The sequence below is a fragment of the Luteibacter aegosomatis genome (assembly GCF_023078455.1).
GTDB lineage: Bacteria > Pseudomonadota > Gammaproteobacteria > Xanthomonadales > Rhodanobacteraceae > Luteibacter > Luteibacter aegosomatis.
In genome coordinates, this window is the sequence record NZ_CP095740.1 from 3862877 (window position 1) to 3889023 (window position 26147).

The 26147-nt window shown below is 66.9% G+C and carries 19 protein-coding genes; 10 read left to right on the forward strand and 9 right to left on the reverse strand.

All coding sequences use genetic code 11. From position 1 onward, the window contains the following. Positions 1-33: 33 nt before the first annotated feature. A complete protein-coding gene (locus tag L2Y94_RS17430) occupies positions 34-1482 on the reverse strand; it encodes a transglutaminase-like domain-containing protein (RefSeq protein WP_247370100.1) in 1449 nt (482 codons plus the stop codon). 333 nt (positions 1483-1815) lie between these two features. Between L2Y94_RS17430 and L2Y94_RS17435 the strand changes: the two genes are divergently transcribed. From L2Y94_RS17435 to L2Y94_RS17460, 6 genes are read left to right on the forward strand one after another with little or no spacing between them, the layout of a single operon-like run. Continuing rightward, positions 1816-2964, forward strand: coding sequence for a DUF819 family protein (locus L2Y94_RS17435; RefSeq protein ID WP_247370103.1), 1149 nt, complete (start codon positions 1816-1818; stop codon positions 2962-2964). A 19-nt stretch (positions 2965-2983) separates the two neighbouring features. Continuing rightward, positions 2984-4447: a C40 family peptidase gene (locus L2Y94_RS17440; protein WP_425602474.1), complete on the forward strand. Its 1464-nt coding sequence runs from the start codon at positions 2984-2986 to the stop codon at positions 4445-4447. Between the two features lie 12 nt (positions 4448-4459). Further along, positions 4460-5551 (forward strand): dipeptide epimerase, encoded by a 1092-nt coding sequence (locus L2Y94_RS17445; RefSeq protein ID WP_247370107.1) that lies wholly within the window; start codon positions 4460-4462, stop codon positions 5549-5551. Between the two features lie 9 nt (positions 5552-5560). Further along, positions 5561-6394, forward strand: a complete 834-nt coding sequence (locus L2Y94_RS17450; RefSeq protein WP_247370110.1) for a MurR/RpiR family transcriptional regulator — start codon at positions 5561-5563, stop codon at positions 6392-6394. Positions 6395-6413: 19 nt separating this feature from the next. Then, positions 6414-7163, forward strand: coding sequence for a L,D-transpeptidase family protein (locus L2Y94_RS17455; protein ID WP_247375307.1), 750 nt, complete (start codon positions 6414-6416; stop codon positions 7161-7163). Beyond that, positions 7160-8272, forward strand: a complete 1113-nt coding sequence (locus L2Y94_RS17460) for an NAD(P)/FAD-dependent oxidoreductase (RefSeq protein ID WP_247370113.1) — start codon at positions 7160-7162, stop codon at positions 8270-8272. The genes L2Y94_RS17455 and L2Y94_RS17460 overlap by 4 nt, the downstream gene beginning before the upstream one ends. A gap of 94 nt (positions 8273-8366) precedes the next feature. On the opposite strand, the gene L2Y94_RS17465 is transcribed toward L2Y94_RS17460, so the two are convergent. Beyond that, positions 8367-11366, reverse strand: a complete 3000-nt coding sequence (locus L2Y94_RS17465; RefSeq protein WP_247370115.1) for a TonB-dependent receptor — start codon at positions 11364-11366, stop codon at positions 8367-8369. 540 nt (positions 11367-11906) lie between these two features. Between L2Y94_RS17465 and L2Y94_RS21290 the strand changes: the two genes are divergently transcribed. Continuing rightward, positions 11907-12038, forward strand: a complete 132-nt coding sequence (locus tag L2Y94_RS21290; protein ID WP_256452144.1) for a hypothetical protein — start codon at positions 11907-11909, stop codon at positions 12036-12038. A gap of 84 nt (positions 12039-12122) precedes the next feature. On the opposite strand, the gene sucD is transcribed toward L2Y94_RS21290, so the two are convergent. Together sucD and sucC are read right to left on the reverse strand one after the other, a co-directional pair. Next, the gene (gene sucD / locus L2Y94_RS17470) at positions 12123-12995 is read right to left on the reverse strand and encodes a succinate--CoA ligase subunit alpha (protein WP_247370118.1); all 873 of its coding nucleotides are present in this window, start codon (positions 12993-12995) and stop codon (positions 12123-12125) included. Between the two features lie 14 nt (positions 12996-13009). Then, positions 13010-14170: an ADP-forming succinate--CoA ligase subunit beta gene (gene sucC / locus L2Y94_RS17475; protein ID WP_247370121.1), complete on the reverse strand. Its 1161-nt coding sequence runs from the start codon at positions 14168-14170 to the stop codon at positions 13010-13012. 287 nt (positions 14171-14457) lie between these two features. Here sucC and L2Y94_RS17480 point away from each other — a divergent pair, with 287 nt between their 5' ends. Together L2Y94_RS17480 and L2Y94_RS17485 are read left to right on the forward strand one after the other, a co-directional pair. Beyond that, on the forward strand, positions 14458-16104 hold the full coding sequence (locus tag L2Y94_RS17480) for a sensor histidine kinase (protein ID WP_247370124.1): 1647 nt from the start codon (positions 14458-14460) through the stop codon (positions 16102-16104). Between the two features lie 67 nt (positions 16105-16171). Beyond that, positions 16172-17578, forward strand: a complete 1407-nt coding sequence (locus L2Y94_RS17485; RefSeq protein ID WP_247370127.1) for a sigma-54-dependent transcriptional regulator — start codon at positions 16172-16174, stop codon at positions 17576-17578. 85 nt (positions 17579-17663) lie between these two features. On the opposite strand, the gene L2Y94_RS17490 is transcribed toward L2Y94_RS17485, so the two are convergent. After that, positions 17664-18539: a LysR family transcriptional regulator gene (locus L2Y94_RS17490; protein ID WP_247370129.1), complete on the reverse strand. Its 876-nt coding sequence runs from the start codon at positions 18537-18539 to the stop codon at positions 17664-17666. A gap of 109 nt (positions 18540-18648) precedes the next feature. Between L2Y94_RS17490 and L2Y94_RS17495 the strand changes: the two genes are divergently transcribed. Beyond that, entirely contained in the window at positions 18649-19797 is a 1149-nt protein-coding gene (locus L2Y94_RS17495; RefSeq protein ID WP_247370162.1) for an alpha/beta fold hydrolase, read from the forward strand. Positions 19798-19829: 32 nt separating this feature from the next. Here L2Y94_RS17495 and L2Y94_RS17500 read toward each other — a convergent pair whose 3' ends face one another. The 4 genes from L2Y94_RS17500 to L2Y94_RS17515 form a co-directional block, all read right to left on the reverse strand. Continuing rightward, positions 19830-21380 carry a response regulator gene (locus L2Y94_RS17500; RefSeq protein ID WP_247370179.1) on the reverse strand — a complete coding sequence of 517 codons (1551 nt, stop codon included), beginning with the start codon at positions 21378-21380 and terminating at the stop codon, positions 19830-19832. A gap of 25 nt (positions 21381-21405) precedes the next feature. Next, positions 21406-21852 (reverse strand): response regulator, encoded by a 447-nt coding sequence (locus L2Y94_RS17505; protein WP_144915572.1) that lies wholly within the window; start codon positions 21850-21852, stop codon positions 21406-21408. Further along, positions 21849-23645, reverse strand: a complete 1797-nt coding sequence (locus L2Y94_RS17510; RefSeq protein WP_247370192.1) for a sensor histidine kinase — start codon at positions 23643-23645, stop codon at positions 21849-21851. Before L2Y94_RS17510 ends, L2Y94_RS17505 begins: the two co-directional genes overlap by 4 nt. Before the next feature lie 106 nt (positions 23646-23751). Then, entirely contained in the window at positions 23752-26100 is a 2349-nt protein-coding gene (locus L2Y94_RS17515; protein WP_247370214.1) for a GH92 family glycosyl hydrolase, read from the reverse strand. Between the last annotated feature and the right edge of the window lie 47 nt (positions 26101-26147).

Consider the following 26147-nt stretch of genomic DNA (forward strand, 5'->3'; position numbering starts at 1 on the left):
ATAAGATGATGTAACGGGTTGTGTTCGCCGCCGTCAGCGCGCCGGGCCGCCCCCCTGCGGCATGTCCAGGCGCTGCCAGCGGAAGTCGTAGTCCCACTGGTCGAAATAAAGGTTGCCGCCCTTCCATTCGGCCTCGCCGCGCTGCGAATCGACCGTCTCCGAACGGAAGAACGTCTTGGCCGGTACCAGCGGCTGCGAGAAGTCGTCGTTGAACGCGATGCGGTAGGCGTCCAGGCCGCCGAGGTAGAACCACGCCAGGCGGTCGTCGCCCGGCCTGGCGTGCGCGCCGGGCGCCAGACGTCCGAACGTCACGTCCATCGGCACCCAGCCGTAGGGCGCGAGATAGAGCTGGCCCCAGTCGTGGATATTGTCGTAACGGTCGTCGGAGAAGATCCATCCCGACTGCCAGCGCGCCGGTATGCCGTTGAGGCGAAGCAGCGTGATGAGCAGCAACGTCTGCTCGCCGCAGTCGCCGTGGCCGGCGTGCAGCGTGTAGTCGCCGATGTTGGAGATCGTGGAGTATTCGCGTGCGCCGGCCCAGGGGATGTCGTCGACGGCGGCGAAGAGCTTTTGCGCGATGCGGTAGGGGTTGGTCTCCTCGCCCACCACGTTCTTCGAGAACGCGCGCATGTCGTCGGTAAAGACCACGTGCGGTGCGCGCTCGGCCACATAGGGCGCGAGGTCGGGCGTGATCGGCACGCGTTTCACCTTCGCCGGATCGATGTCGACGTAACGGCCGCGCAGGGTCACCTCGTAGGTCACCGAGAAGACGGTGGGCTTGCCTGCCTCGGCTTTCTTTTCCAGATAGGCCGTGCGTTGCGCGGTGGATGCCGGTGCGACCTCGGCCTTGACCGGTTCGCTGCCGACGAGACGGATGTCGTCCTGCTGGCCCGGGATGTCCTGCGGATAGGGAATCCAGGCACGGATCGTCTCGCCGGCCGGCACCGCATCGGGGTGCACGGTGAGCGTCTGCGTCACCCGCTCGCGCATGGGCAACACGTTGACCTTGCCCGTGCGCAAGGCCTCGGCGCGGATCGCGCGATGATGGTCGTTGAGGATTTCGTTGGGACCGTCGTCGAACGGCTTGGGATCCTTCCGTCGCGCCCGGGCCTCCGCGCTGATGCGGAACAGGTTGCCCGGAGCGCGATTGAAATACAGCGTGCGGCCGTCGACGACCTGCTTCTCGAGCAGCCCCGCGGCGTCCCAGCGCGCGAATTCGGCGTCGGTGAGATCGGGAATCGCCTTGCGCAGGCGCGTCTTCACCGCATCGGCGTCCAAGGTGAAGTCGAGCAGGATGCGGCGCATGCGTTCGCGCTGGAAGAGCAGCGCGGCTCGCCGGGTATCGTCGAGGCCCGGTTGGGCGAGGGCCTTGGCGATGGCGGATTCGGCGGTCCTGAAGTGGCCGGCATCGATGTCGCTCGCGATCGGTTCGGGCCATGGCGAGCTGGGCAGGCTGGTATCGCCGGGGCGATCGGCTGCCACTCCTGCGACAGCGACGCTTTGCTTTGCAGGAATCGCGGACAGGGTCCGCTCCCGCCCCTCCGCAGGGAGGTCACTAGCGGAGGGTGAGTGCGGACCCTGTCCGGACGCCGGGAGTGCGAGCAACATCGAACACGCGAAAAACGCATGGCGGAAGATCGCTGGTCGGATGGCCGCTTTCACCGTTCGGTATCCCCGTCGAACCGTGGTGGGTGGGTCGTGCGTCCTGGCTGTGTAACATGCTTGCAAACGCCGGTCAATAATTTATGCTTCATCGCAACTCGTCAGGAATAGATATTCCTGGACGCCGTGGCGACACCACCCGGAGGGGGACGCGTGATCCAGTCGGTTTGGCCTTACTTGGCCGTGATGCTGCTTGCGGCGGGTTTCTGGCCCGCGATCGAACGCCGCTTCGGCTGGAAGGTGTTCGAGGTGCTCCCTCCCATCGTGCTCACCTATCTCACCGTCACGGCACTGTCGGTCGCCGGGACGTGGACGGCCACGCCGGAAATCCACGCGGCGCAGGACATGCTGGTGACCCGCATGGTGCCCGCCCTGCTTTTCCTGCTGATGATCAACTGCGACCTGCGCGCGATCCTCGCCCTGGGTCCACGCGTGCTGGGCGTCTTCGCCTGCACCGCGGTGAGCCTGTTCGCCGCCTTCGTCGTCACCTTTCTCCTCTTCCGCCACTGGATGCCCGGCGACGGCTGGAAGCCGCTGGCCGCGCTCTCGGGAAGCTGGATGGGCGGCACCGCGAACATGATCGCGGTGAAGCAGGCCATCGGCATGGCCGATACGTCACTGGCCACGTCGTTGCTCACCGATGCCCTGTGCTATTCGATGTGGGTGGTGGTGCTGTTCTCCGTCGCCCGCCTCGCGCCGGCGTTCAACCGCTGGACGCGAGCGAAGTCGAGTGCGGACATGGCGGTGGCGCAGACCGCGACGCGGGCACCGGCCACCGGCGACAGCGTGCTGCTCTGGCTGGGCATCGCCGTGGGCGTGGCCGCCCTGTCCACGGTGCTGGGCAGCTTGATGCCGATAGGCAACATGGTCTCGGCGACCACCTGGACCATCCTCATCGCCACCGCCGCGGGGCTCGTCGCCGCGCATACGCCGCTGGCAAGCCTGCCCGGCGCGCAGGCCGTGTCGAGCGCGCTGCTGATCTCGGTCGTGGCGGTGCTGGCGTCGCAGAGCAGTTTCGCCGGTATCGCCGCGGCGCCGCTGTACCTCGTGTGCGGCGTCACCGTCATCGCCACGCACGCGGTCTTCCTGTGCCTGTTCGCGCGCCTGTTCCACTTCGACCTTTACCTTTGCGGCATTTCCTCGCTCGCCCACATCGGCGGCGTCGCCGCCACGCCCGTACTGGCCGCCACGTATTCCCGCTCGCTGGTGCCTGTTGGCATCCTGCTGGCCCTGCTCGGTTATATCCTCGGCACGGGCTTCGGCTTGCTCGTGGCCTCCGTGCTGTCGTCGCTGGCTTCCTGACATGGACCTCGGTATGAACATGCTTCGCACCACCCTGCTGGTGGCGGCCTTGGCGCTCGCGTCGGCCAAGGCGCACTCGCAAGCCCCTTCGCCGATACGATCGGCTCCCACCCCTTCCGGTAGCACCCTTCCCGCCGAAGGGGTGGGAGCCGATCGTATCGGCGAAACGAGCCTGCCGCCTTCAGGAGTGCTCGGCGTCACCGACGCGCAGTTGGACCCCTCGTACTGGGTGAGCCGGCTGCCGGACGCCGACGCCGTGGTGCTCGACGCACGCGCCATCGCCGCGCTCAACGGCAAGGTGGCCCGGCTCGATCCGTCCATGCATGACATCCGCCACTTCGGCGCGACGTTGCCGCGCGAACAGGTGAAGGGCTGGATCGAAAAGCTCACCAGGGCGCCGTCGAAACCCCTGTTCGACATCGAAGGCAAGCCGGTACCCGCGGCCACCGTCGACGGCATCATGGCGAACGCCGCCCTCGACGCCGTACCCGCCGAGGTGACGCCACGTTACGGCATGGCCGTGCGCCGCAGCGCCCTGCGCGGTTATCCCACCGATCTTCGCGTGTTCAGCCACGCGGGCGATACCGACATCGACCGCTTCCAGGAAAGCACGTTGTTCCCCGGCGACCCGCTCGTGGTGGTTCACGCGAGCCGCGACGGCCACTGGCTCTTCGTGGTGAGCCCGCGCTATGCCGCGTGGACGCATGCCGACGACGTCGCCTACGGCGACGCGAAGGCGATCTTCGCGCACGTGGACGCCACGCCCTACCGGGTGATCACCGGCGCGAAACCCGACACCGTCTACACGCCCGAGGTACCCGCGCTTTCCGAACTGCAACTGGACATGGGCACGCGCGTGCCGCTGGATACCTCGGTGCCGCCGGACCAACCGGTGAACGGGCAGACCGCGTACACCTCGTGGACGCTCAGCCTGCCCGTGCGCGACGCGAACGGCGACCTGTCGTTCCATCCCGCCCTGCTCCAGCGCAACGCGGACTCGTCGGCGGACTACCTGCCGCTCACGCGGGCGAACGTCATCCGCCAGGCGTTCAAGTTCCTCGGCGAGCGGTACGGTTGGGGCCATGCCTACAACGGCCGCGACTGCAGCGGCTTCGTCTCCGACGTGTACCGGAGCATGGGCGTGCAGATGCCGCGCAACACGCGCGACCAGAGCATCAGCCCGGGCCTGGAACACACCGTGTACACGGACAAGGACGACCACGACGCCCGCGTGAAGGCGGCGATGGCGTTGGAGGTGGGCGACCTCGTCTACATCCCCGGCCACGTGATGATGGTGATCGGCAAGATCGACGGCCAGCCCTACGTGATCCACGATGTGGGCGGCATGAGCTACCGGCGGGACGACGGGAGCCTGCGCCACGTGAAGCTCAACGCGGTGTCCGTCACGCCCCTCCTGCCGATGATGTTCGACGGCGACGCCACCTTCGTCGACCGCATGACCAGCATCGTCCGCATCCGCTAAACGGCCCATTCCATGAAGATCACCGACATCCGCTTCGGCATGCTCCGCGTGCCGCTCAAGACCGCCTTCAAGACCGCCCTGCGCACCGTCGACACCGTGGAAGACATCGTCGTGATGGTGCATACCGACGATGGCCGCATCGGCTACGGCGAAGCCCCGGCCACGGCGGTCATCACCGGCGACACGCACGGCTCCGTGCTCGATGCCATCCGCCACTACATCGCCCCGCGCATCGTCGGGCAGGACGTGGCCGACCTCAACCGCCTCACGCGCCTGATCCAGGGCGCGATGGAACGCAACACCAGCGCCAAGGCCGCCGTCGAGATCGCCGTCTACGACCTCTGGGGCCAGCTCTACGGCGCGCCGCTCTACAAGCTGCTCGGCGGCGGCGATCCGGTGATCACCACCGACATCACCATCAGCGTCGACTACATCGACAAGATGGTGGCCGATTCGGTATCCGCCGTGGAGCGCGGTTTCGAATCGCTGAAGATCAAGGTTGGCAAGGACATCGGCGTGGACATCGAACGCGTGCGCGCCATCCATGCCGCCGTGGAGAATCGCGCCCTGCTCCGCCTCGACGCCAACCAGGGCTGGACGGCGAAAGAGGCCGTCTATGCGTTGCACGCGCTGGAAGACGCCGGCGTGCGCCTGGAACTGGTCGAACAGCCGGTGAAGGCGCGCGACCTGGAAGGCATGCGCTACGTCACCGAGCGCGTGCATACGCCGGTGATGGCCGACGAGAGCGTGTTCGGCCCACTGGAAGTGATGGAACTCATCCGCATGCGCGCGGCGGACATCATCAACATCAAGCTGATGAAGACCGGCGGCATCTCCAACGCCATCCGCATCGCCGACATCGCCGGCCTGCACGGCATCGACTGCATGATCGGCTGCATGCTCGAATCGAGCATCAGCGTGGCTGCCGCCGTGCACGTGGCCGTCGCCAAGGCCGACGTCATCACCAAGGTGGACCTCGACGGTCCCTCGCTGTGCGCCTACGATCCGGTGGACGGCGGGGTCACCTTCAACGAGTCGGAAATCTCCATCACCGACGCCCCCGGTCTCGGCATCCGCGAAATCCGCGGCCTGGAAGCCCTTTAGGAAGCGACCATGTCTCCTCTGGTGAAGATCCGCTCCGAACGCGACCGCATGTCGGCGGTGGAGCGGCGCATCGCCGATTTCGTGCTGGAAAACGCCCAGTTGCTGCGGGACTACTCGTCTCAGCAACTCGCGAACGCGCTGGGCATCAGCCAGTCGAGCGTCGTGAAATTCACCCAGAAGCTGGGCTTTCGTGGCTATCCCGACCTCAAGTACTCCGTCGGCGAGGCCATCGGCCGCGCCGACGACGGTGAAGCACCCGATGCCGGGCATGCCGGCGACGCGGTGGGCGCGATGCTCTGGGAGCGAAAGACGCGGGCGGAAGAAGCCACCGGATCGATCAATCCGCCGGACGTCATCGCCCATGCCGCCGACGCGATCGGTGCCGCCGGCAAGGTATTCCTCATCGGCCTGGGCGAAGACGACCTGCACGCGCACTCGTTCGCGCTGCGCCTGTCGCTCTTGGGTATCGTCGCCATGCGCCAGCACGACGTCGGCGGCATGGCGGCACAGGTCGGTTTGGCCGGTGCCGGCGACGTGCTGGTCGTGTTCTCCGAACACGGCCGGCACCCCCTGCTGACCAAGGTCGCCCGCCACTTCCGCGAGCGGCGCGGTCGCGTGGTGAGCGTCACGCGGCACACCGCCAACCCGCTTCGCGCGGTGGCCGACCTTTCGCTCGTGGTCGCCGCGCACGACGATGCCTCCTACGTGCAGTCGCTGATCTACCAGTCGACCGTGCAGCAGCTGATGGATCGCGTCTTCGTCCATTTGTGCGAAGGCGACGGGGGCCGGCACCAGCGTTACGTGGACGCCCTCGATCGCATCCACCGGCTATTCGAACCCTGACCGGAATCCTCCCATGCCCATGCGCGCCTTCCGCCTCACCGGCCTGCTCGCCCTGTCGCTGTCCACCGGCGCCCTCGCCTACGAGGCGCCCGTGGCGTGGTCCGTGTCGAGGCAGATGATCGTCGTCACCACCGATGGCTGGAACGCCGACCACGGCATCCTGCGCACCTATGTGCGCGACGGTACCCGCTGGAAGGCGGAAGGCACGGCCACCGACGTCACCATCGGCAAGGCGGGCAGCGCGTGGGGCCGGGGACTCAGCCCGGCGCAGACGGACGGCCCGCAAAAGCGCGAGGGCGATGGACGCAGCCCTGCGGGCGTGTTCCGGATCGGCACGGCCTTCGGCTATGCCGAGACCCATCCCACGGCCATGCCTTACATGGGACTCAAGGCCTCGGATTACTGCGTGGACGTCGACGGTTCGCCCTACTACAACCAGTTGGTGGACGAAGCCGAGGTCGGCCCGAAAGCCGTGGCCGGCGCCACCGAGGCGATGCGCCGCGACCTGCACTTCAACGGCGACCGCGCCTACCGGATCGGCTTCGTCATCGAACACAACGCCGACGGCAAGAAGGGTGCGGGCAGCTGCATCTTCGCCCACCTGTGGAAGTCGCCCACCTCGCCGACCGTCGGCTGCACGGCGATGACGGACGGCGCGATGGAACGCCTGCTGGCCTGGCTCGATCCCAGCAAGAAACCCGTCTTCGTGCTGCTTCCGAAAGACGAATACGCCCGCCTGCGGGATGCCTGGAACCTCCCCGTCCCATGAGCACCCATGACGTCGTCGTCATCGGTGCCGGGATCGCCGGCGCGTCGATCGCGTATTTCCTCGCGCCGCACGCCCGCGTGCTCGTCCTGGAGCGCGAGGCGTTTGCGGGCATGCACACCACGGGACGCTCGGCGGCCCACTTCAGCGAAACCTACGGTTCGGCCCAGGTTCGCGCGCTGACCCGGGCCACGCGTCCGTTCCTGTCGTGTCCACCGGAGGGTTTCGCCGCACAGCCGATCCTGCATCGCCGGGGCTCGTTGGTGGTGGCACGGGAGGACCAGGCCGACGCATTGCGCGAGAACCATCGACGCTTGCGCATGCGTACGCCATCCCTGGCCCTGCTCGACCGGGAAGATATCCTTGCCCACGTTCCTGTGCTTCGCCCGGAGGCCGCCTGCCTCGGGCTATGGGAGCCGGACGCCGCGGACATCGACGTGAACGAGCTGCACCAGGCCTTCCTTCGCGGCGCGAAAGCACGAGGCGCGCACCTCCGCATGCATGCCGAGGTGCGCTCGATCGAGCGCGACGGGCACGGCTGGAGGATCGACGACGATATCCGGGCGGCGATCGTCGTGAACGCCGCGGGGGCATGGGCGGATGGCGTGGCGTCGCTGGCCGGCGTGACGCCGATCGGCCTGGTGCCCCGACGCCGCTCGGCGTTCCTCTTCGAACCGCCCGCGAACGTCGCCACGGCAGGCTGGCCTTTCGTGGTGGATGTCGACGAATCGTTCTACTTCAAGCCCGATGCGGGCCTCTTGCTGGGCTCGGCCGCCAACGCCGACCCCACGCATCCGCACGACGTGCAACCGGAGGAATACGACATCGCCCTCGGCATCCATCGCATCGAGCAAGCCACCACGATGTCGATTCACCGGCCCACGCGTACGTGGGCGGGATTGCGTAGCTTCGTCGCCGACGGCGACCTGGTCGGTGGCTATGCGGCGGATACGCCAGGGTTTTTCTGGCTGGCGGCGCAGGGTGGCTACGGCATCCAGACCAGTGCGGCGATGGGCGAGGCATGCGCGATGCTGGTGTTGGGGCGGGAGCTGCCAGCGCACCTGGCGGATGCGGGGATCACGCGGGACATGCTTTCCCCTTCGCGACTATGACCCCTCCGCCCGCTCGAGCTTATCGCCCAGGGTTCCCGCTTGCGCAGGAACCCTGGGCCTGGAGTCCGGGTGTCGCGAGACGTCGGATCGGTTTCTAGAAGTCGTAAGACACGCTCAACCGCCCATACCTCGGTGCCTGCCGCTGCGTGATCACGCCGAACTGCGGCTCGGGCAGGCCCGGTCCCGCTTCCGAGTACGGATACTGCTGCAATGCCCGCTGTTCGTTGAGCACATTGAACACATTGGCGTTGAAGGCGAGCTTTCCTTCGGCGAAGCCCGGCCGCCAGCTCACGCCGAGATCGATCTGACGGATCCAGGGCGTGCGCCCCTGCGTACCCGGCGGCGACGGTTCGCCATCGCAATAGTGGTAATGGCCACCGTACTTACCCGGATCCTCGTGATCCGGACCGTAGTAGCCCAGGCAGTGACGCGGCGTACCGGAGACGATGCTCACGTTGCCCGACACCAACCACTCGGGCGCGATCTGCCAGTACCCGAACAGCTTGAACTGATGCGTGTGGTCGTTGCTCTGCGGACCGTTGGTGTGCTCCATGATGTAGGCGTTGTCCCAATCCTCGCTCGTGGACGCCGCCGTCTGGTTGAGGTCGGAACGAAGCTGGCCTTCCGTATTGCCATAGCTGCGCGAGAACACGTAGTTGGCCCGGGCATACCACGTACCGTCGAACGGATGCTCGAGCAGCAGCTCCAGGCTGTAGTAGGAGCGCTTGAGACGGTCGAAACCCAACTCGCCGTTGGTGATCGGCACGTCGACGTGGTTGCCGGCGGTATCGAGCAACACGAACGTGTTCGCCTGGCCGGGATTGAACAGGTAGCAGCTGTTGGCCTGCGCCGTATCGATGTTCAGCCCGAGCGACTGTCCCTTCTCGACGATGCGCTGGATGTCGCAGTAGTCGTCGATGGCATTGCGCAGCTTGCGATAGGTGAGCTTGGCCCCGTAGATCCACTCCGGGCCGAAGGTCTTGGTGAAGCCGAGGATGTATTCGTCCTGGTTTTCCGGCTTCATGCCACGGGCCGCGACGGTCTTCGGATCGGGAAGCTGGCCGAAGTTATTGTTGGCCGACACGGGTACGCCGGGCGCGATGGCCGTCAATCCCGTCGGCTGGCCATCCGGCGCGATACCCTGGTAAGTGAAGTACTGCGACGTGCTCAATGCGCCGCCGGCGGCGTTGAGCGCGGGATTCAACGGCAGCGCGAGGTAATAGCGTCCGGCATTGCCATACACCTTGAAGCTCGCGTCGCCGTTCACGTCCCAGCTGAAGCCGAGGCGCGGCGCCCATTGCGGCGACGTCTGCTTGATGTACTGGTCGCCGTTGGCGTTGTAGTTGGTGAACTGGTCGTTGCGCAGGCCCAACGTGAGCAGCCAGCGGTCGGACACCTGCCACGCGTCCTCCACGTACTGCGCACGCTGGCTCGAACGCACCGTCGCGAGGCTCGACGAGACGCCGCGTATCACGTAATAGCCTTCCTCGCCGCCGGGATAGTTGCCCGGCGCGTCCACCCCGAGACCGGTGGAGATCGGCAACGCGGGGTCGCCCTGCTGGTAATCCCACGAATAACCGGGTCCCGACGTGGCCGTGCCCTGGTCGAAGGCGCGGGCCTGCTGGTTGTCGATGCCCAGCGTGATGGCGTGGTCGCCCAACGTGTAGTGCACGTCGAAGCGGGTGTTGGTCGTCTCGTTGCGTCGACCGGGATTGGACAGCGAGGTCACCGTCTGGCCCGAGGTTCGCGGAACACCCCCGGTCAACGCCGGGTTCTGGAACTGCGCATCGTCGATGTAGACCGCGTTTTCGTCGTAACCGGACGGCGAGACGTAATTGTTCGTGCGCATCTTGCCGTACTGCGCGCTGATCGTGAGGTTGTCGGTGAGGTAGCCGGTGTACTTGGCCGTGTAGACGTCTCCGCCGAACTTCTCGTTATTGGCGCCGGACAGGCGCGGGCCGCGGTGGCCGTCGGCATAATCGTAGGAATAGATCGTTCCCGAGCGTTCGGTCTTGTCCGAGGCACCGGTCACTTCGACGATGTTGCTGTCGTTGATGTTCCAGTCGAGCTTGGTGTACCAACGTGGCAGCTGATAGCGGTACGAGCGGTATGGGGTGGCCTGCGTCACGTCGTTGGCGACCGCGCCCGTCTGCCGCTCCACTTCCGCGGCCGCGAAGATGTAGAGCTTGTCCTTCACCAACGGGCCGCCGCCGTAGAGGCTCGCCGTGGTGGACGTGCGCGTGCTTGCGGAATTCAATTGGAACAGGCGACCCGCCACCGGCTGCGGCGGCAGGCCGTTGGTGTAATAGCTGTTCTTTCCGTCGGCGCGCAGTCCGTTCGGCTCCCATATGAGCTGCGCCCCCGCATGCCACTCGTTGGTGCCACGCTTGCCCACGACGTTGATCACGCCACCGTCGGAACGCCCGTACTGCGCGCTGTAGCCGCCGGTGAAAACCTCCTCCTGTTCGATCGCGCCATACGGCAGCGAGATGCCTCCGAAGCCACGCAAGGGATCGGTGGTATTGAATCCGTTGACGTAGTAGGCGTTTTCGCTCGCCGCCGAACCGCCGAACGACACCAACGAATTGCCCGTGGCGCTGGTGTAGCTGCCACTGTTGTTCACGGCGCCGGGGGCGAGCAGCGCGATGGCTTCGGAACTGCGGCCCAGCGGCAACTTGGCCAGCTGTTGCGAAGTGACGACGGTGCGCGAATCCACCGTGGACACGTCGATGGACGGCAACGCGTTCGCCCGCACGTCTACTCCGCCGAGGTCCGTCGCCTCCGCCGCGACGAACGATACCTCCACGCCCGATCCCACGCGCAACGTCACGTCGTCGCGCGATTTCGTCACCGCCCCCTCATGCACCAGCGCCACGGCGTAGGTGCCCAGGGGAAGCTGGGCCGCACTGTAGCGACCGCGCTCATCGACGGGCACCTCGCGGGTTACGCCGGTATCGCTCGTCACGCGAACGACATCGCCTCGCCCTCCATCGACCTGGCCATAGATCGAACCGGTGGTTGATTGGGCAAACGCGGCGGGAGAAAGGGCGGCAAGCAGCGAAGCCGCAAGGATCGATCGTCGGAAGGAAAGCATGGAGCTCCTAAGTGCACGGTGTGGGCGACGACCCTCACCGCGCCACGTGTGGACGTGGCGAATGCGAGGGTGACGGTCGCGCGGGCATGGACGCCCGTTGCGCCGGAAAGGCGCCGGTTCGTGGAATCGGTCGGCTAGACGAGGGGCGCTCGAGCGCCCGACATCACGTCGTCAATGCGAGTGCGTACATCGCGCGCAAGGCGCGAAAGCCCAGCGGGAGACGCCGGCAACGTTGGAGTGGCGCATGATGAACCCCTTCGGCACATGCTGCTATGCGTCAAAGCTAGCACACCTTGCCGACGCCGTGTCAAGCATTTAGGCGTCCAAACGAATTCATCGTGATGCGCCTCATGTTTCCTTTGAAACTTCCGATTGGACGTCCAATCGCGAAGGCGCAGGTCGTGGCCCGCCCCGTTCACGTGCATCGCATCGCGCGACGGCTCGTATCGTGTCGTTGCCCGCGAGATACGCCACCTGCCGGTTGCCGAACATGAAGACGGCGCCGTCCTCTATCGTGGCGGCTGGTGGTGCGAGAGCACCATGCATCCGTACTCGTTCGGCCAGCGATCGAAATACCACGCGTATACCAAGGAGAATCGGCGACGCATCCGCGGCCACGTGATCGTCGGCGTGGACGTGCCGTTCCACGAACGGGTGGTCGTCGACGGGTAACGGCTTCGTCATCGCGAGGACAAAAAAAACCGCGGCCCGGAGGCCGCGGCTTTTTCTTCGTACCGGCGAACCGGAACGAACGGCTTACTTCATCAGGCCCGCGAGGGTCTTGCCGAGATCGGCCGGGGACTTCACCGTGGTGACGCCCGCCTTCTCCAGCGCGGCGAACTTCGCCGCCGCCGTGCCCTTGCCGCCGGAGATGATGGCGCCGGCATGGCCCATGCGCTTGCCCGGAGGGGCCGAGGCGCCGGCGATGAACGACACGACCGGCTTCTTGACGTACTGGCCGATGAACTCGGCCGCGTCTTCCTCGGCGCTGCCGCCGATTTCGCCGACCATGATGATGCCTTCGGTCTGCGGATCGTCCTGGAAGAGCTTCAGGCAGTCGATGAAGTTCAGGCCGTTGATCGGATCGCCGCCGATGCCGATGCAGGTGGACTGGCCCAGGCCTTCATTGGTGGTCTGGAACACGGCTTCATAGGTCAGCGTGCCCGAGCGCGACACGATGCCGACCTTGCCCGGCTTGTGGATGTGGCCCGGCATGATGCCGATCTTGCATTCGCCCGGGGTGATGACGCCGGGGCAGTTCGGACCGACGAGGACGACGTCGGGGTGCGACTTGAGCACGTTCTTCACGCGCATCATGTCGAGCACCGGGATGCCCTCGGTGATGGCCACGATGACCTTGATGCCGCCGTTGATCGCTTCGAGGATCGAGTCGGCCGCGAACGGGGGCGGCACGAAGATGACCGAGGCGTCGGCCTTGGTCTGGTCGACGGCGTCGCGCACGGTGTTGAAGACCGGCTTGCCGATGTGCTCGGAACCGCCCTTGCCCGGGGTGACGCCACCCACGATCTGGGTGCCGTAGTCGATCGCCTGCTGGGCGTGGAAGGTACCCTGCTGGCCGGTGAAGCCCTGCACGATGACCTTGGTGTTCTTGTTGATCAGGACGCTCATGTTGCTTTCGCTCCTCAGGCCGCGGCGGCCACGGCCTTCTGGGCCGCATCGTTGAGATCGTCGGCCGGCGTGATCGCCAGGCCCGAGTTGGCCAGCAGTTCGCGGCCCTGCTCGACATTGGTGCCCTGCAGGCGCACGACCACGGGGATCTTCAGGCCCACTTCCTTCACCGCGGCGATGATGCCCTCGGCGATGAGGTCGCAACGCACGATGCCGCCGAAGATGTTGACCAGGATGGCCTTGACCTTGTCGGACGACAGGATGAGCTTGAACGCCTCGGTGACGCGCTCCTTGGTGGCGCCGCCGCCGACGTCGAGGAAGTTGGCCGGCTCGCCGCCCGCCAGCTTGATGACGTCCATGGTGGCCATGGCCAGGCCCGCGCCGTTCACCATGCAGCCGATCGAGCCGTCCATGGTCACGTAGTTGAGGTTGTGCTGGACGGCGGCCGCTTCGGCGGCGTCTTCCTGCGTGAGGTCGCGCATGGCGGCGAGGTCCGGATGACGGAACTCGGCGTTGTCGTCGGAGTTGACCTTGCCGTCGAGGGCGGCGAGGTTGCCGTCGGCGAGGATCGCCAGCGGGTTCAGCTCGACCAGGGCGAGATCCTTCTCGTTGAAGAGCTTGTAGAGGCCCAGCATGATCTTGACCAGCTGGTTCACCTGCTTGCCTTCCAGGCCCATCTTGAACGCGAGTTCGCGCGCCTGGTACGGCTGCAGGCCTTCGACGTAGTCCACCACGAGGGTGTGGATGTCTTCGGGGGTATCGTGAGCGACCTGCTCGATGTCGACGCCGCCGTGCTTGGAGGCGATGAACGAGATGGCCTTGGTGTCACGATCGGTGAGGATCGAGAGGTAGAGTTCCTTCGCGATGTCGGTCGCGTCGGTCACCAGCACCAGGTTCACCGGCAGCGCGCGGCCGGCCGACTGGTAGGTTTCCATCTGGGTGCCGAGCATGCCCTTGGCGGCGGCATGGACGTCGTCCAGGCTACGGCAGAACTTGACGCCACCGGCCTTGCCGCGACCGCCGGCATGGATCTGGGCCTTGACCATCCACTGCGAACCGCCCAGGTGCTTGGCGGCGTCGACGGCGGCGTCGGGAGAGTTGGCGACCTTGCCCGGGGGCACGGCGATGCCGTACTTCGCGAACAGTTCTTTGGCCTGGTACTCGTGGAAATTCATTCGATACCTCGAGCGAACGGGAAAAACTCGTGAGAAAAGCGCGCGGCCGCGAACGACTCGCACGGGAGTGGGGAGATGGAGCGATTGCGCCTTTTTCACGCAATACGGCCGCGTATTTTCCCGGATGGCGCCCCGGAAGGAAAGGGGCGCCGCCGCATACGCCGCCGCACGGGGGCTTTCCGGACCCTCGTCACACTGCCGTCGACGCGTGTTGCCGCCGCCGGGGCGGCCCCTATACTGGCGGGCATCGAGGGCCCCGCCGGGCCTGCCCGCGGAGAACATCACCGGTGTCCACGCCCGCGCCGACCAAGGCAGCCAAGACCGGCACAACGCCGACCAGCCCCCGCCACGAACTGTTCTTTTTCAACTACTTCCGGCTGGGCCAGGCCGCGGTCTACACCGCCCTCGCCTTCCGGCCCGAGCACCTGACCTGGCCCGCCCTGCCCGAACCGTTGTTCGCCCGCCTCCTGGGCATGGCCTACCTGCTCGCCGCCCTGGTGCTGGTGGCGCGCACCCGCCGATCGCTCCACCGTCCGATCCTCGTCGTCTCCACCGGGCTGGTGCTGGACATCGTGGCCGCCCTGCTGGCCCTGGTGCTGATGCACGACGTGCGCATGGGCGTATCGATGATGCTGGCGGTGAACATCGCCACCGGCGCCCTGCTCCTGCCGCTGCGCCTGTCCATGTTCTTCGCCGCGCTCGCCACCCTGGGCATGCTCGGCCATTCCGTGTTCGACCTGGCCGACGCCTCGGGCACGACGGACCGCGAACTGGCGGAATACGGCCTGTTCGGCGCGGCCTACTTCGCCTGCGCCACGCTGTGCTACCTGCTCGGGCGCAACATCCGCGCCTCCGAAGCCCTCGCCGAGCAACGCGGCCTCGATCTGGCCAACCTCGCCCAGGTCAACGAGCTGATCATCCGCCGCATGAAGACCGGCGTGCTGCTGGTGGACGAGAGCAACCGCATCCACCAGCTCAACGAATCGGCCTGGATGCTGATGGGCAACCCCTCGGCCGACCAGCGCGACCTGGGCACCCTTGCCCCGGAGCTTTCGCGCCGCCTGTACCACTGGCGCACCTCGGGCAAGCTCGACGAAAGCGCCACCATGCTGGCCGACGGCACACCCGAGGTGGTCCCGCGCTTCTCCCGCCTGGCGCCCAACGACGACTCCCACGTGCTGATTTTCCTCGACGACACCTCGCTGGTGTCGCGCCGCGCGGAAGAACTCACCCTGAGCTCGCTCGGGCGCCTGTCGGCATCCATCGCGCACGAAATCCGCAATCCGCTCGCGGCGATCCACTATTCGGCGCAGCTGCTCGCCGAATCCACGGACATGAACGATACCGACCTGCGCATGGTCGAGATCATCAACAACCACTGTTCGCGGCTCAACGAGATCATCGAGAACATCCTCCAGCTATCGCGGCGCGAGCGCTCGCGTCCCGAGACGCTCGACCTCAGCCAGTGGGTGCACCACTTCGTGGCCGAGTACAAGCAAGGCAACGACCTGGGGGCCGATATCCTGCGCGCCGTCTCCGGCAGCGAGCCCGTGGCCGCGGTGGCCGACCCGCAGCACCTCCAGCAGGTGATCTGGAACCTCGTGCAGAACGCCCTGCGCTACGGCCGCCTGCCCGGCGAGCCGGCACGGGTGATGGTGGTGGCCCGGCATTCGGAAGCCGGGGTGCCCATCGTCGAGGTCATCGACCGTGGCCCGGGCATTCCGCCCAAGGTGGCCGCGCAGATCTTCGAGCCCTTCTTCACCACGCACGAATACGGCACGGGACTGGGCCTGTACCTTGCCCGGCAGATGAGCGAAGCCAACCAGGCCGCGCTCGAATACGTGCGCGTGGCGGGCGGCGGCAGCTGCTTCCGGGTGAGCCTCACGCCCCCGGCGCGCAGCGCCACGGCGCTGCCCGCCGCCGCCCAGGCATGAGCCCGGCGCTTTGCTCTCGCGGCCGGGGCGGTTACATTGAGAATATTCACCGAATTTTCCGGACCCCATGAGCAAGCAGACCGTACTGGTCATCGACGACGAGCGGGACATCCGTGAGTTGCTGACCATCACCCTGGGCCGAATGGAACTCGACGTCGACGCCGTGGGCAGCGTCACGGACGCACGGAGCGCCCTCGCGGGGCGTCGTTACGACCTTTGCTTCACCGACATGCGCCTTCCCGACGGCAGCGGCCAGGAGATCATCGAGCTGATCGCGGCCAGCTATCCCGACATGCCCGTGGCGATGATCACCGCTTACGGCAACGTCGATGCCGCGGTCAACGCGCTGAAGGCCGGCGCCTTCGACTTCGTCTCCAAGCCGGTCGACATCCACCTGCTGCGACGCCTGGTACGCACCGCCTTGCGCCTGTCCGAAGAGCGCAAGGCGGAAAGCGGCGCCAAGGCGGCCGGCGGCCCGGGCGCCGACCGCCTCATCGGCGATTCGCCCGTGATGGCCGAGGTGCGCGGCAAGATCGCCAAGCTCGCCCGTAACCAGGCGCCCGTGTACATCGCCGGCGAATCCGGCGTGGGCAAGGAACTGGTCGCCCGCCTGATCCACGAGCTGGGCCCGCGCTCGGCCGGCGCCTTCGTGCCGGTGAACTGCGGCGCCATTCCCTCCGAGCTGATGGAAAGCGAGTTCTTCGGCCATCGCAAGGGCAGCTTCACCGGGGCGCACGCCGACAAGGAAGGCCTGTTCCAGGCCGCCCAGGGCGGCACGCTGTTCCTCGACGAAGTGGCCGAGCTGCCGCTGCACATGCAGGTGAAGCTGCTGCGCGCCATCCAGGAAAAGGCCGTGCGCCCCATCGGCGGACGCGACGAGATTCCCGTCGACGTGCGCATCCTCTCGGCCACGCACAAGAACCTCGCCGCGCTCGTCGAACAAGGCCTGTTCCGCCAGGATCTCTTCTACCGCATCAACGTCATCGAGCTGCGCGTGCCGCCGCTGCGCGAGCGCCGCGGCGACGTGCCGAAGCTCGCCGACTTCGTCCTGCGCCAACTGGCCGACGAGGCGGGCACGGCACCGAATCGCCTGCGTCCCGAAGCCCTCGCGGCGTTGGAGGCGTATCACTTTCCCGGCAACGTGCGCGAGCTGGAAAACATCCTCGAGCGCGCGATGGCGATGTGCGAGGGCGACACCATCGAGGCCGACGACCTGATGCTGCCGCAACGCGCGCCTGCCGCGGTGCCGACGCAGGCCACGCCGGAATCGGTGCTCGCGGCGGCGGCGGGCATCCCCGCGCCGGTGGCCGCCGGCCATGACGGCTCGCTCGAGGATTACATCTCGAACATCGAGCGCGACACGATCATCAAGGCGCTGGAAGAGTCGCGTTACAACAAGACGGCGACGGCCAAGAAGCTGGGAATCACGTTCCGGGCGTTGCGGTACAAGTTGAAGAAGCTCGGGATCGATTGAGCACGGCGTAAAGGGGCGATGGAGCGCGCTTCGACGCAAGTCCGAGGTAGCAACGACGTTTCATCGGCTTTCGTCTTCGCACGATTCACGCCCGGTCGCTTTCCCTGAGAAAGGCGACGAACGCCCGCAATGCCGCCGACTGGTGGCGTCGGCTCGGGAAGTACAGATAGAGCTCGCCGATCGGGTGGGACCATGCGGGCATCACGCGCACGAGCTTTCCGGCGGCGACGGGCTCGGCCGCCATCCCGGCCGGCACGCTGGCGATGCCCAGCCCTGCGATGGCCAGGGCGATCTGCGACGCCAGGTCGTGCACGATCGCCGCCGACGATGGCACGAACGAAACGGTGTCGCCTCCGCGGCGCAGGGTCCAGGGGATGATCAGGCCGGTGCCCTGGCTGCGGCAGGCGATCGCGCGATGCTCACGCAGGTCGTCCGGCGCCCCCGGCACGCCCCGTGCGTCGAGATAGGCCGGCGACGCGACGAGGATCGCCTCCGAGGCAGGCGCGACGGACAGGGCGACCATGTCCCCATCGAGATGATCCCCGTAGCGCAAACCGGCGTCGTAGCCCTCCTTGACGATATCCACCAGGCGCGCCTCGACGGCGATCTCGAGGTCCACGTCGGGATAGCGCTCCTGGAAAGCCACCAGCACCGGCGCGACGTACAGTTCGAAGGGCGCGCGCGGCATGGTCAGGCGCAACTGCCCGGTGGGCCGTCCGCCCCGACCCGAGGCGTCTTCCGCGGCCTGTCGCAGCGACGCGAGCGCGGGCGCCACCGTGCGCAGGTAGTCGTCGCCGACGTCGGTCAGGCTGAGGCTACGGGTCGAGCGACGGAACAGTGACGCGCCGAGCCGCTTTTCGAGGGCGCCGATCGCCTGACTGACCGCGGAGGGCGACATGCCCAGGCGCCGGGCGGCTTCCGAGAAACTGCCCGCCTCCGCCGCGGCGACGAAGATGGCCACTCCCTCCAAGGAATCCCTCGTTCGCATCGCTCACCTTGAAGTACGGCTTACAGCCTCGTTCGCGATTGTAGTGATAGTGGCGAAAACCCTTCCATCCTACGATCCTCCCATGACCCCGACCGACGATCGCCCCGACTCGCCGCATCTCCCGTCCGCGCACGCGTCGACGCTCGACCGACGCACGTTCCTGCTCGGCCTGCTCGCCGCCGCCGTCCTGCCCGGGGCCGCCTGGGCCGCGTCCTCGCCCGCGCCGGCCTCGCGCACGTTCGCCACGCGGCGCCATACCACGCATTACCTGGAGAAAGGCCCGGCGGACGGACCGCTGATGTTCTTCCTCCACGGTTGGCCGGAACTGAGCCTGGTCTGGCGGGCGCAGATCGACGCGTTCGCCGCCGAGGGCTGGCGCTGCATCGCACCCGACATGCGCGGCTACGGCGGTTCCTCCGCCCCGACGGCCACCGGAGCCTACACCCAGGAACAGGTGGTGGCGGACATGATCGAGCTGCACGATCATCTCGGCGGCAAACCGGCGATCTGGGTCGGGCACGATTGGGGCAGCGTCGCCGTGGCTTCGCTGGTGTCGCACGAACCGGCACGCAGCCGTGGCGCCGTGATGATCTCGGTGCCGTATTTCCCCACCGGCAACACCTTGCGCACGCTGGTGCCTCTGGTCGACCGGTCGATCTATCCGGCGGACCGGTTCCCCGATGGGCAATGGGATTACTACCGCTACTACACCACGCACTTCGCCTCGGCCGTGGCCGACCTGGATGCCGACAAGGCGTCCTCGCTGGCCTCCATCTACCGGCCCGGCGATCCGTCGAAGATGCGCGAGCCGGCGGCGAACGCGATGGTCACGTCAAAGGGCGGACGCTTCGGCGCCGCGCACCGCGCACCGCCGACCCGGCCCGATCCCGCGCTGTGGCCGGCCGAGGACTTCGACGCGCTGGTGAAATCGTTCGAGGCACGCGGTTTCCGGCCGCCCTGCGCGTGGTACCTCAACGACGATGCCAACACGGTTTATGCGGCCAAGGCGCCGAACGGCGGACATCTCGCGATGCCGGTGCTGTTCGTCAACGGCGCCTACGACCAGATGAACACCATCCAGGGCAATCGTCTGGGCGATCCGATGCGCGCGGCCTGCGCCGACCTCACCGTGACGAACCTCCAGGGAGCGCACTGGCTGCCCCTGGAGCGAAAGGCCGAACTCGTCCAGGCCATTCGCGACTGGCTGCGTATTAAGCGGCTGACGGCATGACCACGCGTCCCTGCGGGACGCGCCGTCATGGCTCAGCCCGTTTCCGTATCGCTCGCATCGAGGGCCTCGCGCACGGTGCGCAGTAGCGCATGCGACGGCACGGGCTTGTTGAGCACGTAGAGGTGGTCCAGTTGCGGCAGTTCGTCGAGGTTCGGCGGCGAATCCGACCGGGCCAGCAGCAGCACCGCGCCTCGGTAACCGTGATCCAGCAACGCGGCCAGCGTGCGCACGCCGGTGAACAGGTTCATGTCGGCGTCCATCACCACGAGGTCGGGCACGCCGTGCGCTTCGATCCATTGCAGCGCCGCCGTGCCGCTCTGGCTCGCGCCCGCCTGGTAACCGTAGGCATCGAGGGTATCCACCAGCAGTGACAGCTGCACGGCCTCCTCGACCACCACCAGCACGCGCTCGGCCTCGCCCTGCAGCATGGATTCCATGCCCGGCAAGGTATCCTCGTGCTCCACGGCCAACGGCAGGTAGAGATGGAACTGCGTGCCCTCGCCCTCGCGGCTGCGCACGCGCATCAGGCCGCCGTGGCTGGCCACGATGCGCTTGCACGACAGCAGACCCAGCCCGGTACCGCCCTCCTTCGTCGTGAAGAACGGCTCGAACAGACGCCGCAATACGGGTTCGGGCATGCCCGCGCCCGTGTCGATCACGGACAGGCGCAGGTAACGGCCCGGCTCGGCCGTCTCGTTTTCCACGAAGAAATCGTCGGCCAGGTTCACCTGTGCCGTTTCGATCCGCAGCGAACCGCCCTCGGGCATCGCCTGTATCGCGTTGAGGCAGAGGTTGAGCAGGCACTGCTGCAGTTCGGTGTGGTTGCCTTCGAACGACACGTCCGGATCGACGATATCCATGCTCATGTCGATCGTGCGAGGCACGCTGCCCTGCATGAGCAGCTTCAACGCATCCAGCAGCGCGCCCAGGCGAACCTGTTCAGCGCGTCGCGCGCCACGCGCGAACGACAGCATCGACGACACCATCTCGAGGCCACGACGGCCGCAATCGCGCACGAGCGTCCCCAGGCGCGCGAGGCGCGGATCGTCCGCGTAGTCTTCCAGCGTGTCGCCGGCGAGCAGAAGCGGCTGCAGCAGGTTGCGCAGATCGTGGCTGAGGCCGCCGGCCAGCAAGGCGAGGCTTTCGAAACGCTGCGCCCGAATCAGTTCCTGCTCCGCGCGCGCACGCGCGCGCTGCTCTTCCGCCTCGCGCAGCGCGCGGCGCACCGCCGAGGCCAGGCGCGCGGTGTTCTGCTTCAGGATGTAATCGGTGGCGCCGTTACGCAGCGCCTCGATCGCGGCTTCCTCGCCGAGCGTGGCCGAAATGAAGATGAAGGGAACGGCGGCGTCGCGCGCGCGCAGTATCTCCAGCGCACGCTCGCCGCTGAATCCCGGCAAGCTCAGATCGGAAAGCACGATGTCGGGATGGAACGTGTCCAGCGCCTCGACGTAAGCCTTCTCGTCGTCGACCAGATGCACCTCGTAATCGAGGCCATCGTGGTCCAGTTCGGTCAACACCAGCTCCGCGTCGAGCGGGCTGTCTTCCACCTGGAGGATCCTGACCTTTTGCCCTTGGCCATTCATGACGGTATCCGCTGCCCCTGCCCGATTACTCGCCGTCCGGGCGCTGGTTGAGCACGGCCCAGAAATGCCCCAGGGTCTGCACCGCCTTGAAGAACTGGTCGACGTCCACGGGCTTGAGCACGTAGGCGTTCACGCCCAGGTTCCAGCTGCGCGCGAGGTCGCTCTCTTCGCGCGACGACGAAAGGATCACCACGGGAAGACGCTTCCAGCGCTCGTCGGCGCGAAGATGCTGCAGCACTTCCAGGCCGTCCATGCGCGGCATCTTGATGTCGAGCAGGATCACGGCCGGCTCGCTTTCGCCGCGGTGGGCGTGGGCGCCGCGGCGATGCAGCCAGTCGAGGCACTCCACGCCGTCCTCGACATGGACCACGGGATTGGCGAGTTTCGCCTCGCGAAGCGCGTCGATCGCCATTTCGGCGTCGGCCATCGAATCTTCGACGAGGAGGATGGTGCGCAGGTCGCGCTTGTTCATGAATCACCCGTTCTTGCGCCCGGAACGTCCGAGGCCGGTAGAGAAAAATGGAAGGTGGCGCCGCGGTCGATCTCGCCCTCGGCCCAGGTACGCCCGCCATGGCGGGCGACGATGCGCCGCACGTTCGCCAGCCCGATGCCGTTGCCGGGAAATTCGGAGGCACGGTGCAGGCGCTGGAACACGCCGAACAGCTTGCCCGCGTATTGCATGTCGAAACCGGCGCCGTTGTCGCGCACGAAGAATTCGTAGTCGCCCGCGCTCGTGCGATCCAGGCCGATCTCGATGCGGGCGACCTCGCGGTTGCCGGTGTACTTCACGGCATTGCCGATGAGGTTCTGCCACACGGTGCGCAGCATGTTCTCGTCGCCGATCACGATGGGCATCGGCGCGATGCGCCATTCGAGGCGGCGGCTGCCCACGTCCGATTCCACCAGCGAGCGCGCCTCTTCCACCAGCGACTGCATGTCGACCGGTTGCAGGCGCAGCGCACCGCGGCCGAGGCGCGAGAAGACCAGCAGGTCGTCGATGAGCTGCGCCATGCGCCGCGACGAACTGCCGATGACGTCGATGTAGTGGCGCACGCGGTCGTCGGCCCGGTCGCCCAGATGGGTTTCCAGCTTGGCGGCGAACCCGGAGATATGCCGCAACGGCGCGCGCAGGTCGTGCGATACCGAATAGCTGAAGGCCTCCAGCTCGCGGTTCACGTCGGACACCTGCTCGACCTTGCCTTCGAGCTGGCGATTGAGTTCGTTGACCTTCTGTTCGACGAGCGCTCGCGCGGTGATGTCGCTCACGGTGAGCAGCAACGCCGGCGTGGCGTCGTCGGGCTGCTCGATGCGGCGCGCGTTGATCACCACGAAGCGATCGACCCCGTCGACGGTGCGCTGGGTGAGTTCGTAATCCCACAGTTCGCGATCGCGGGCGATCACGTCGGCCAGCCGCTGCAGCAGCGCCGAATCGGTCCACGCTCCCTCGCCGATCTCGTTCAACGGGTGGTTGATGCCGCTTTCGGTATCGAATCCATAGAGTTCGGCAAAGGCGGTATTGACCAGCAGCGTGCGCAATTCCCCGTCGAGCATGGCGATCGGCTCGCGCACCGCCTGCACGATGAGCTGCGAGCGCATCACCGCCTCGGCCGTCTTCGATTCGGCGGCCAGGCGGATGGCGATCTGCCGTTCGGAAACGATCACCACGATGCCGAGCAGGGCGATCTGGGCCAGTGCCGCCACCAGCAGCACCACGCGGTTGTTGGACGCCAGGCCCTGGGCCTGGGCGCGACGCGCGCCGAGCAGCTTGGACTCCTCGTCGAGCAACTCGAGCACCTTGGCGCGCACCGGGAACATGTGGCGTGCATCCTCCATCGAGGCCAGCGCGCCGGCGCGATCGCCCGATTTCAGGCGCGCCATGGCCTGGTCGGTGAGCGCGAGCCGCCCGCTCGCGATGGATTCGATGTTGCCCAGCCGGTTGAGCTGATCGACGTTGTCGCGCGTCATCGCGCGGAGCGAGGCGAGGATCTCGGGCACCTTCCGGCGCGGGGCCTCGATCCGTTCGTCGAGCTCGGGATCGTGTTCCGCCCCGGCCAGCAAGGTGTACATGGCCGCCTCGCTGCTGCGCAGGACGGCATCGAGGCGGTAGACGCTGGCTTTCACGTCGGCCGTATGGGTCACCCAGTCGCGCGAATTCAGCGCGTCTTCGGCGCTGGAACGGGTCACCACGTACGGCAGGGCCACGATGGCGAGCACGGCGGCGAGCAGGCCCACCAGCCGCCAGCGCAACCCAATGCGTTCGATCATGCTTCCGTCATCCCCGCGACGATTCCCGTTCGGCCAGAACGGGCATTGTAAACGCGGGGGCGGTTTACATCCGTGAAGCCCGCGTGACGGAAGCGAAAGAAACCCGTCAGTTCGCGGGCTGACTCATGGAGTACGGCTGCGCGCCCCTGCCGGTCGCCCAGTCCTTCGCCGGGGTTTCCTGCATCGAGAAGTGCAGTTCGCCGCCGGCCACGATCTCCTCGTGGCGAATGAAGGTGCGGTCCAACGGCTTGCCGTTGAGCGTGACCTTGCCGACGTAAGGGTGCTTCGCGTCGAGGTGGTCGGTGCTGACCGTGAAACGCTTGCCGTTGGAGAGATTGAGCGTGGCCTTTTCCACGAAGGGACGGCCGATCACGTACTGGTTGCTGCCCGGCGCCACCGGGTAGAAGCCCAGCGCCGTGAAGGTGTACCAGGCCGACATCTGGCCGAGGTCGTCGTTACCGACCAGGCCCGTCGGCGTCGGCGAGTACTGGCTCTTCATGATCTCGGTAAGGCGTTCCTGGGTCTTCCAGGGCTGGCCGGCGTAATCGTAGAGGTAGGCCACGTGGTGGCTGGGTTCGTTGCCGTGGGCGTACCAGCCGATGAGGCCGGTGATGTCCTCCACGTGGGCGAACGACTTGGGGTCGACCTTGGCGTCGAATACCGAATCGAGCTTCTTGACGAAGGCATCGGCGCCGCCGAGCGCGTCGATGAGGCCGGCGACGTCCTGCGGCACGTACCAGGAATACTGCCAGGCATTGCCTTCGGTGTAATCGCTGCCATAGGCGGCCGACGAGGGATCGAACGGCTCCCGGTAGCTGCCGTCGCTCTTGCGCGCGCGCAGGAAACCGGTCTTGGTGTCGAAGCTGTTCTTCCAGTTGCCCGCGCGCTTGGTGAAGGTGGCGGCGACGTCGTCCTTGCCCATGGCCTTGGCCATCTGCGCGAGCGACCAGTCGTCGAAGGCGTATTCCACCGTCTTGGAGGCCGCTTCCGGCGAACGGTCGATCGCCACGTAGCCGAGCTTCATGTAATCGTCCAGGCCGCCGTAGGGCCCGTAGGTGGCGCTGGCCACCATGGCCTCCAGGGCCTTGTTCGCGTCGTAGCCGCGGATGCCCTTCATGTAGGCATCGGCGATCACCGGCACCGCGTGGTAGCCGATCATGCACCAGGTTTCCATGCCCTGGTACGCCCACACGGGCAGGATGCCGAACGGGCTGGCCTCGCGCGCGGCGATGAGCGAGCTGACGAAATCGTTGCTCTTTTCCGGCTCGAGCAGGGTCATCAGCGGCTGCTGGGCACGGTAGACGTCCCACAGCGACCAGGTGGAATAGAAGTCGAAGCCCTTGGCCTGGTGTACCTGGTCGTCCGGACCGCGGTAGCGGCCGTCGACGTCCATCGACAGCGTGGGCGAGAGCATGGCGTGGTAGAGCGCCGTGTAGAACGTCTTGCGGGTCTGCGCGGGGGCCTGCACGTCGACCACGGAGAGGGTCTTCTCCCAGGCGTCGCGGGCTTCGTCGCGGCGGGCGTCGAAGTCGAAGCCGGCGCCATCCTTGTCGAGGTTGGCCACCGCGTTGTCCTCGCTCACCGAGGAAATGGCGACCTTCACCACCAGCGGCTTGTCGAGGTTGCCGAAGTCGAACACGCCTTCGAGCGCCCTGCCGCTCAGGCCGTCGGTGTCCTCGGCGCGGTTGCCCGGACCGGCAAAGCCCCGGTAGGGCACGTTCTGTTCGCGGTTCTTCAGGCTGCGCGAGGCCAGCGGCTGGTTGAAGCGCATGGCGAAATACAACTGGCGGCCCGGGGCCCAGCCACGCGTGGTGCGGCCGCCGGTGACCGTGCCGTCGTCGCGCACGCGCAGCGACGACCACAGCACCTTGCCGTCGTAATCGTAGATGCTGGGGCGCAGGTCGAGCAGGAGGTGGGCAGGCTTGCCCTTGGGAAAGGTGTAGCGGTGCCAGCCCACCCGCCGTCCCGCGGTCAACTCGGCACGCACGCCGTAGTCGGCCAGGGTGACGGCGTAGTACCCTGCCTCGGCTTTCTCGCTCGCGTGGTCGAAGCGCGAGCGGTAACCGCTACCGGGCTGGTCGGGGGTACCGGGGTCCAGCCTCACGTCGCCGGCGATGGGCATGACGAGCACGTCGCCCAGGTCGGAATGGCCGCTGCCGGAGAAATGCGTATGGGAAAAGCCCATGATGCTCGAATCGCCGTGCTGGTAGCCGGCGGCGTATTTGTACGCATGCTTGAAGTCCGGCATGGCCGTGTCCGGCGACAGCTGGATCATGCCGAAGGGGACCGTCGCGCCGGGGAAGGTGTGGCCGTCGCCACCCGTGCCGATCAGCGGGTCGACCGAAGCGACGGCGTCGCGCCCCTTGCCGGTGGAGGCGGCCAGGGCGAGCCCGGGCAGGGCCAGGGACAGGGCGGCGGCGAGCAGGCCGCGGCGCAGGCGGGACGGGTTCGGCATCGGTGGTACCCCTCGAATGGACGCGTGATTCGCGGTCAGGATCATTT

Excerpts from the sequence above, each read along its gene's own strand:
- L2Y94_RS17485 (WP_247370127.1), top strand. The coding sequence starts at position 16,172 with ATGAGCAAGCAGACCGTACTGGTCATCGACGACGAGCGGGACATCCGT.
- L2Y94_RS17510 (WP_247370192.1), bottom strand. The coding sequence starts at position 23,645 with ATGATCGAACGCATTGGGTTGCGCTGGCGGCTGGTGGGCCTGCTCGCC.
- L2Y94_RS17505 (WP_144915572.1), bottom strand. The coding sequence starts at position 21,852 with ATGAACAAGCGCGACCTGCGCACCATCCTCCTCGTCGAAGATTCGATG.
- L2Y94_RS17465 (WP_247370115.1), bottom strand. The coding sequence starts at position 11,366 with ATGCTTTCCTTCCGACGATCGATCCTTGCGGCTTCGCTGCTTGCCGCC.
- sucC (WP_247370121.1), bottom strand. The coding sequence starts at position 14,170 with ATGAATTTCCACGAGTACCAGGCCAAAGAACTGTTCGCGAAGTACGGC.
- L2Y94_RS17445 (WP_247370107.1), top strand. The coding sequence starts at position 4,460 with ATGAAGATCACCGACATCCGCTTCGGCATGCTCCGCGTGCCGCTCAAG.
- L2Y94_RS17460 (WP_247370113.1), top strand. The coding sequence starts at position 7,160 with ATGAGCACCCATGACGTCGTCGTCATCGGTGCCGGGATCGCCGGCGCG.
- L2Y94_RS17515 (WP_247370214.1), bottom strand. The coding sequence starts at position 26,100 with ATGCCGAACCCGTCCCGCCTGCGCCGCGGCCTGCTCGCCGCCGCCCTG.
- L2Y94_RS17450 (WP_247370110.1), top strand. The coding sequence starts at position 5,561 with ATGTCTCCTCTGGTGAAGATCCGCTCCGAACGCGACCGCATGTCGGCG.
- L2Y94_RS17440 (WP_425602474.1), top strand. The coding sequence starts at position 2,984 with ATGCTTCGCACCACCCTGCTGGTGGCGGCCTTGGCGCTCGCGTCGGCC.
- L2Y94_RS17455 (WP_247375307.1), top strand. The coding sequence starts at position 6,414 with ATGCGCGCCTTCCGCCTCACCGGCCTGCTCGCCCTGTCGCTGTCCACC.
- sucD (WP_247370118.1), bottom strand. The coding sequence starts at position 12,995 with ATGAGCGTCCTGATCAACAAGAACACCAAGGTCATCGTGCAGGGCTTC.
- L2Y94_RS17495 (WP_247370162.1), top strand. The coding sequence starts at position 18,649 with ATGACCCCGACCGACGATCGCCCCGACTCGCCGCATCTCCCGTCCGCG.
- L2Y94_RS21290 (WP_256452144.1), top strand. The coding sequence starts at position 11,907 with ATGCATCCGTACTCGTTCGGCCAGCGATCGAAATACCACGCGTATACC.
- L2Y94_RS17500 (WP_247370179.1), bottom strand. The coding sequence starts at position 21,380 with ATGAATGGCCAAGGGCAAAAGGTCAGGATCCTCCAGGTGGAAGACAGC.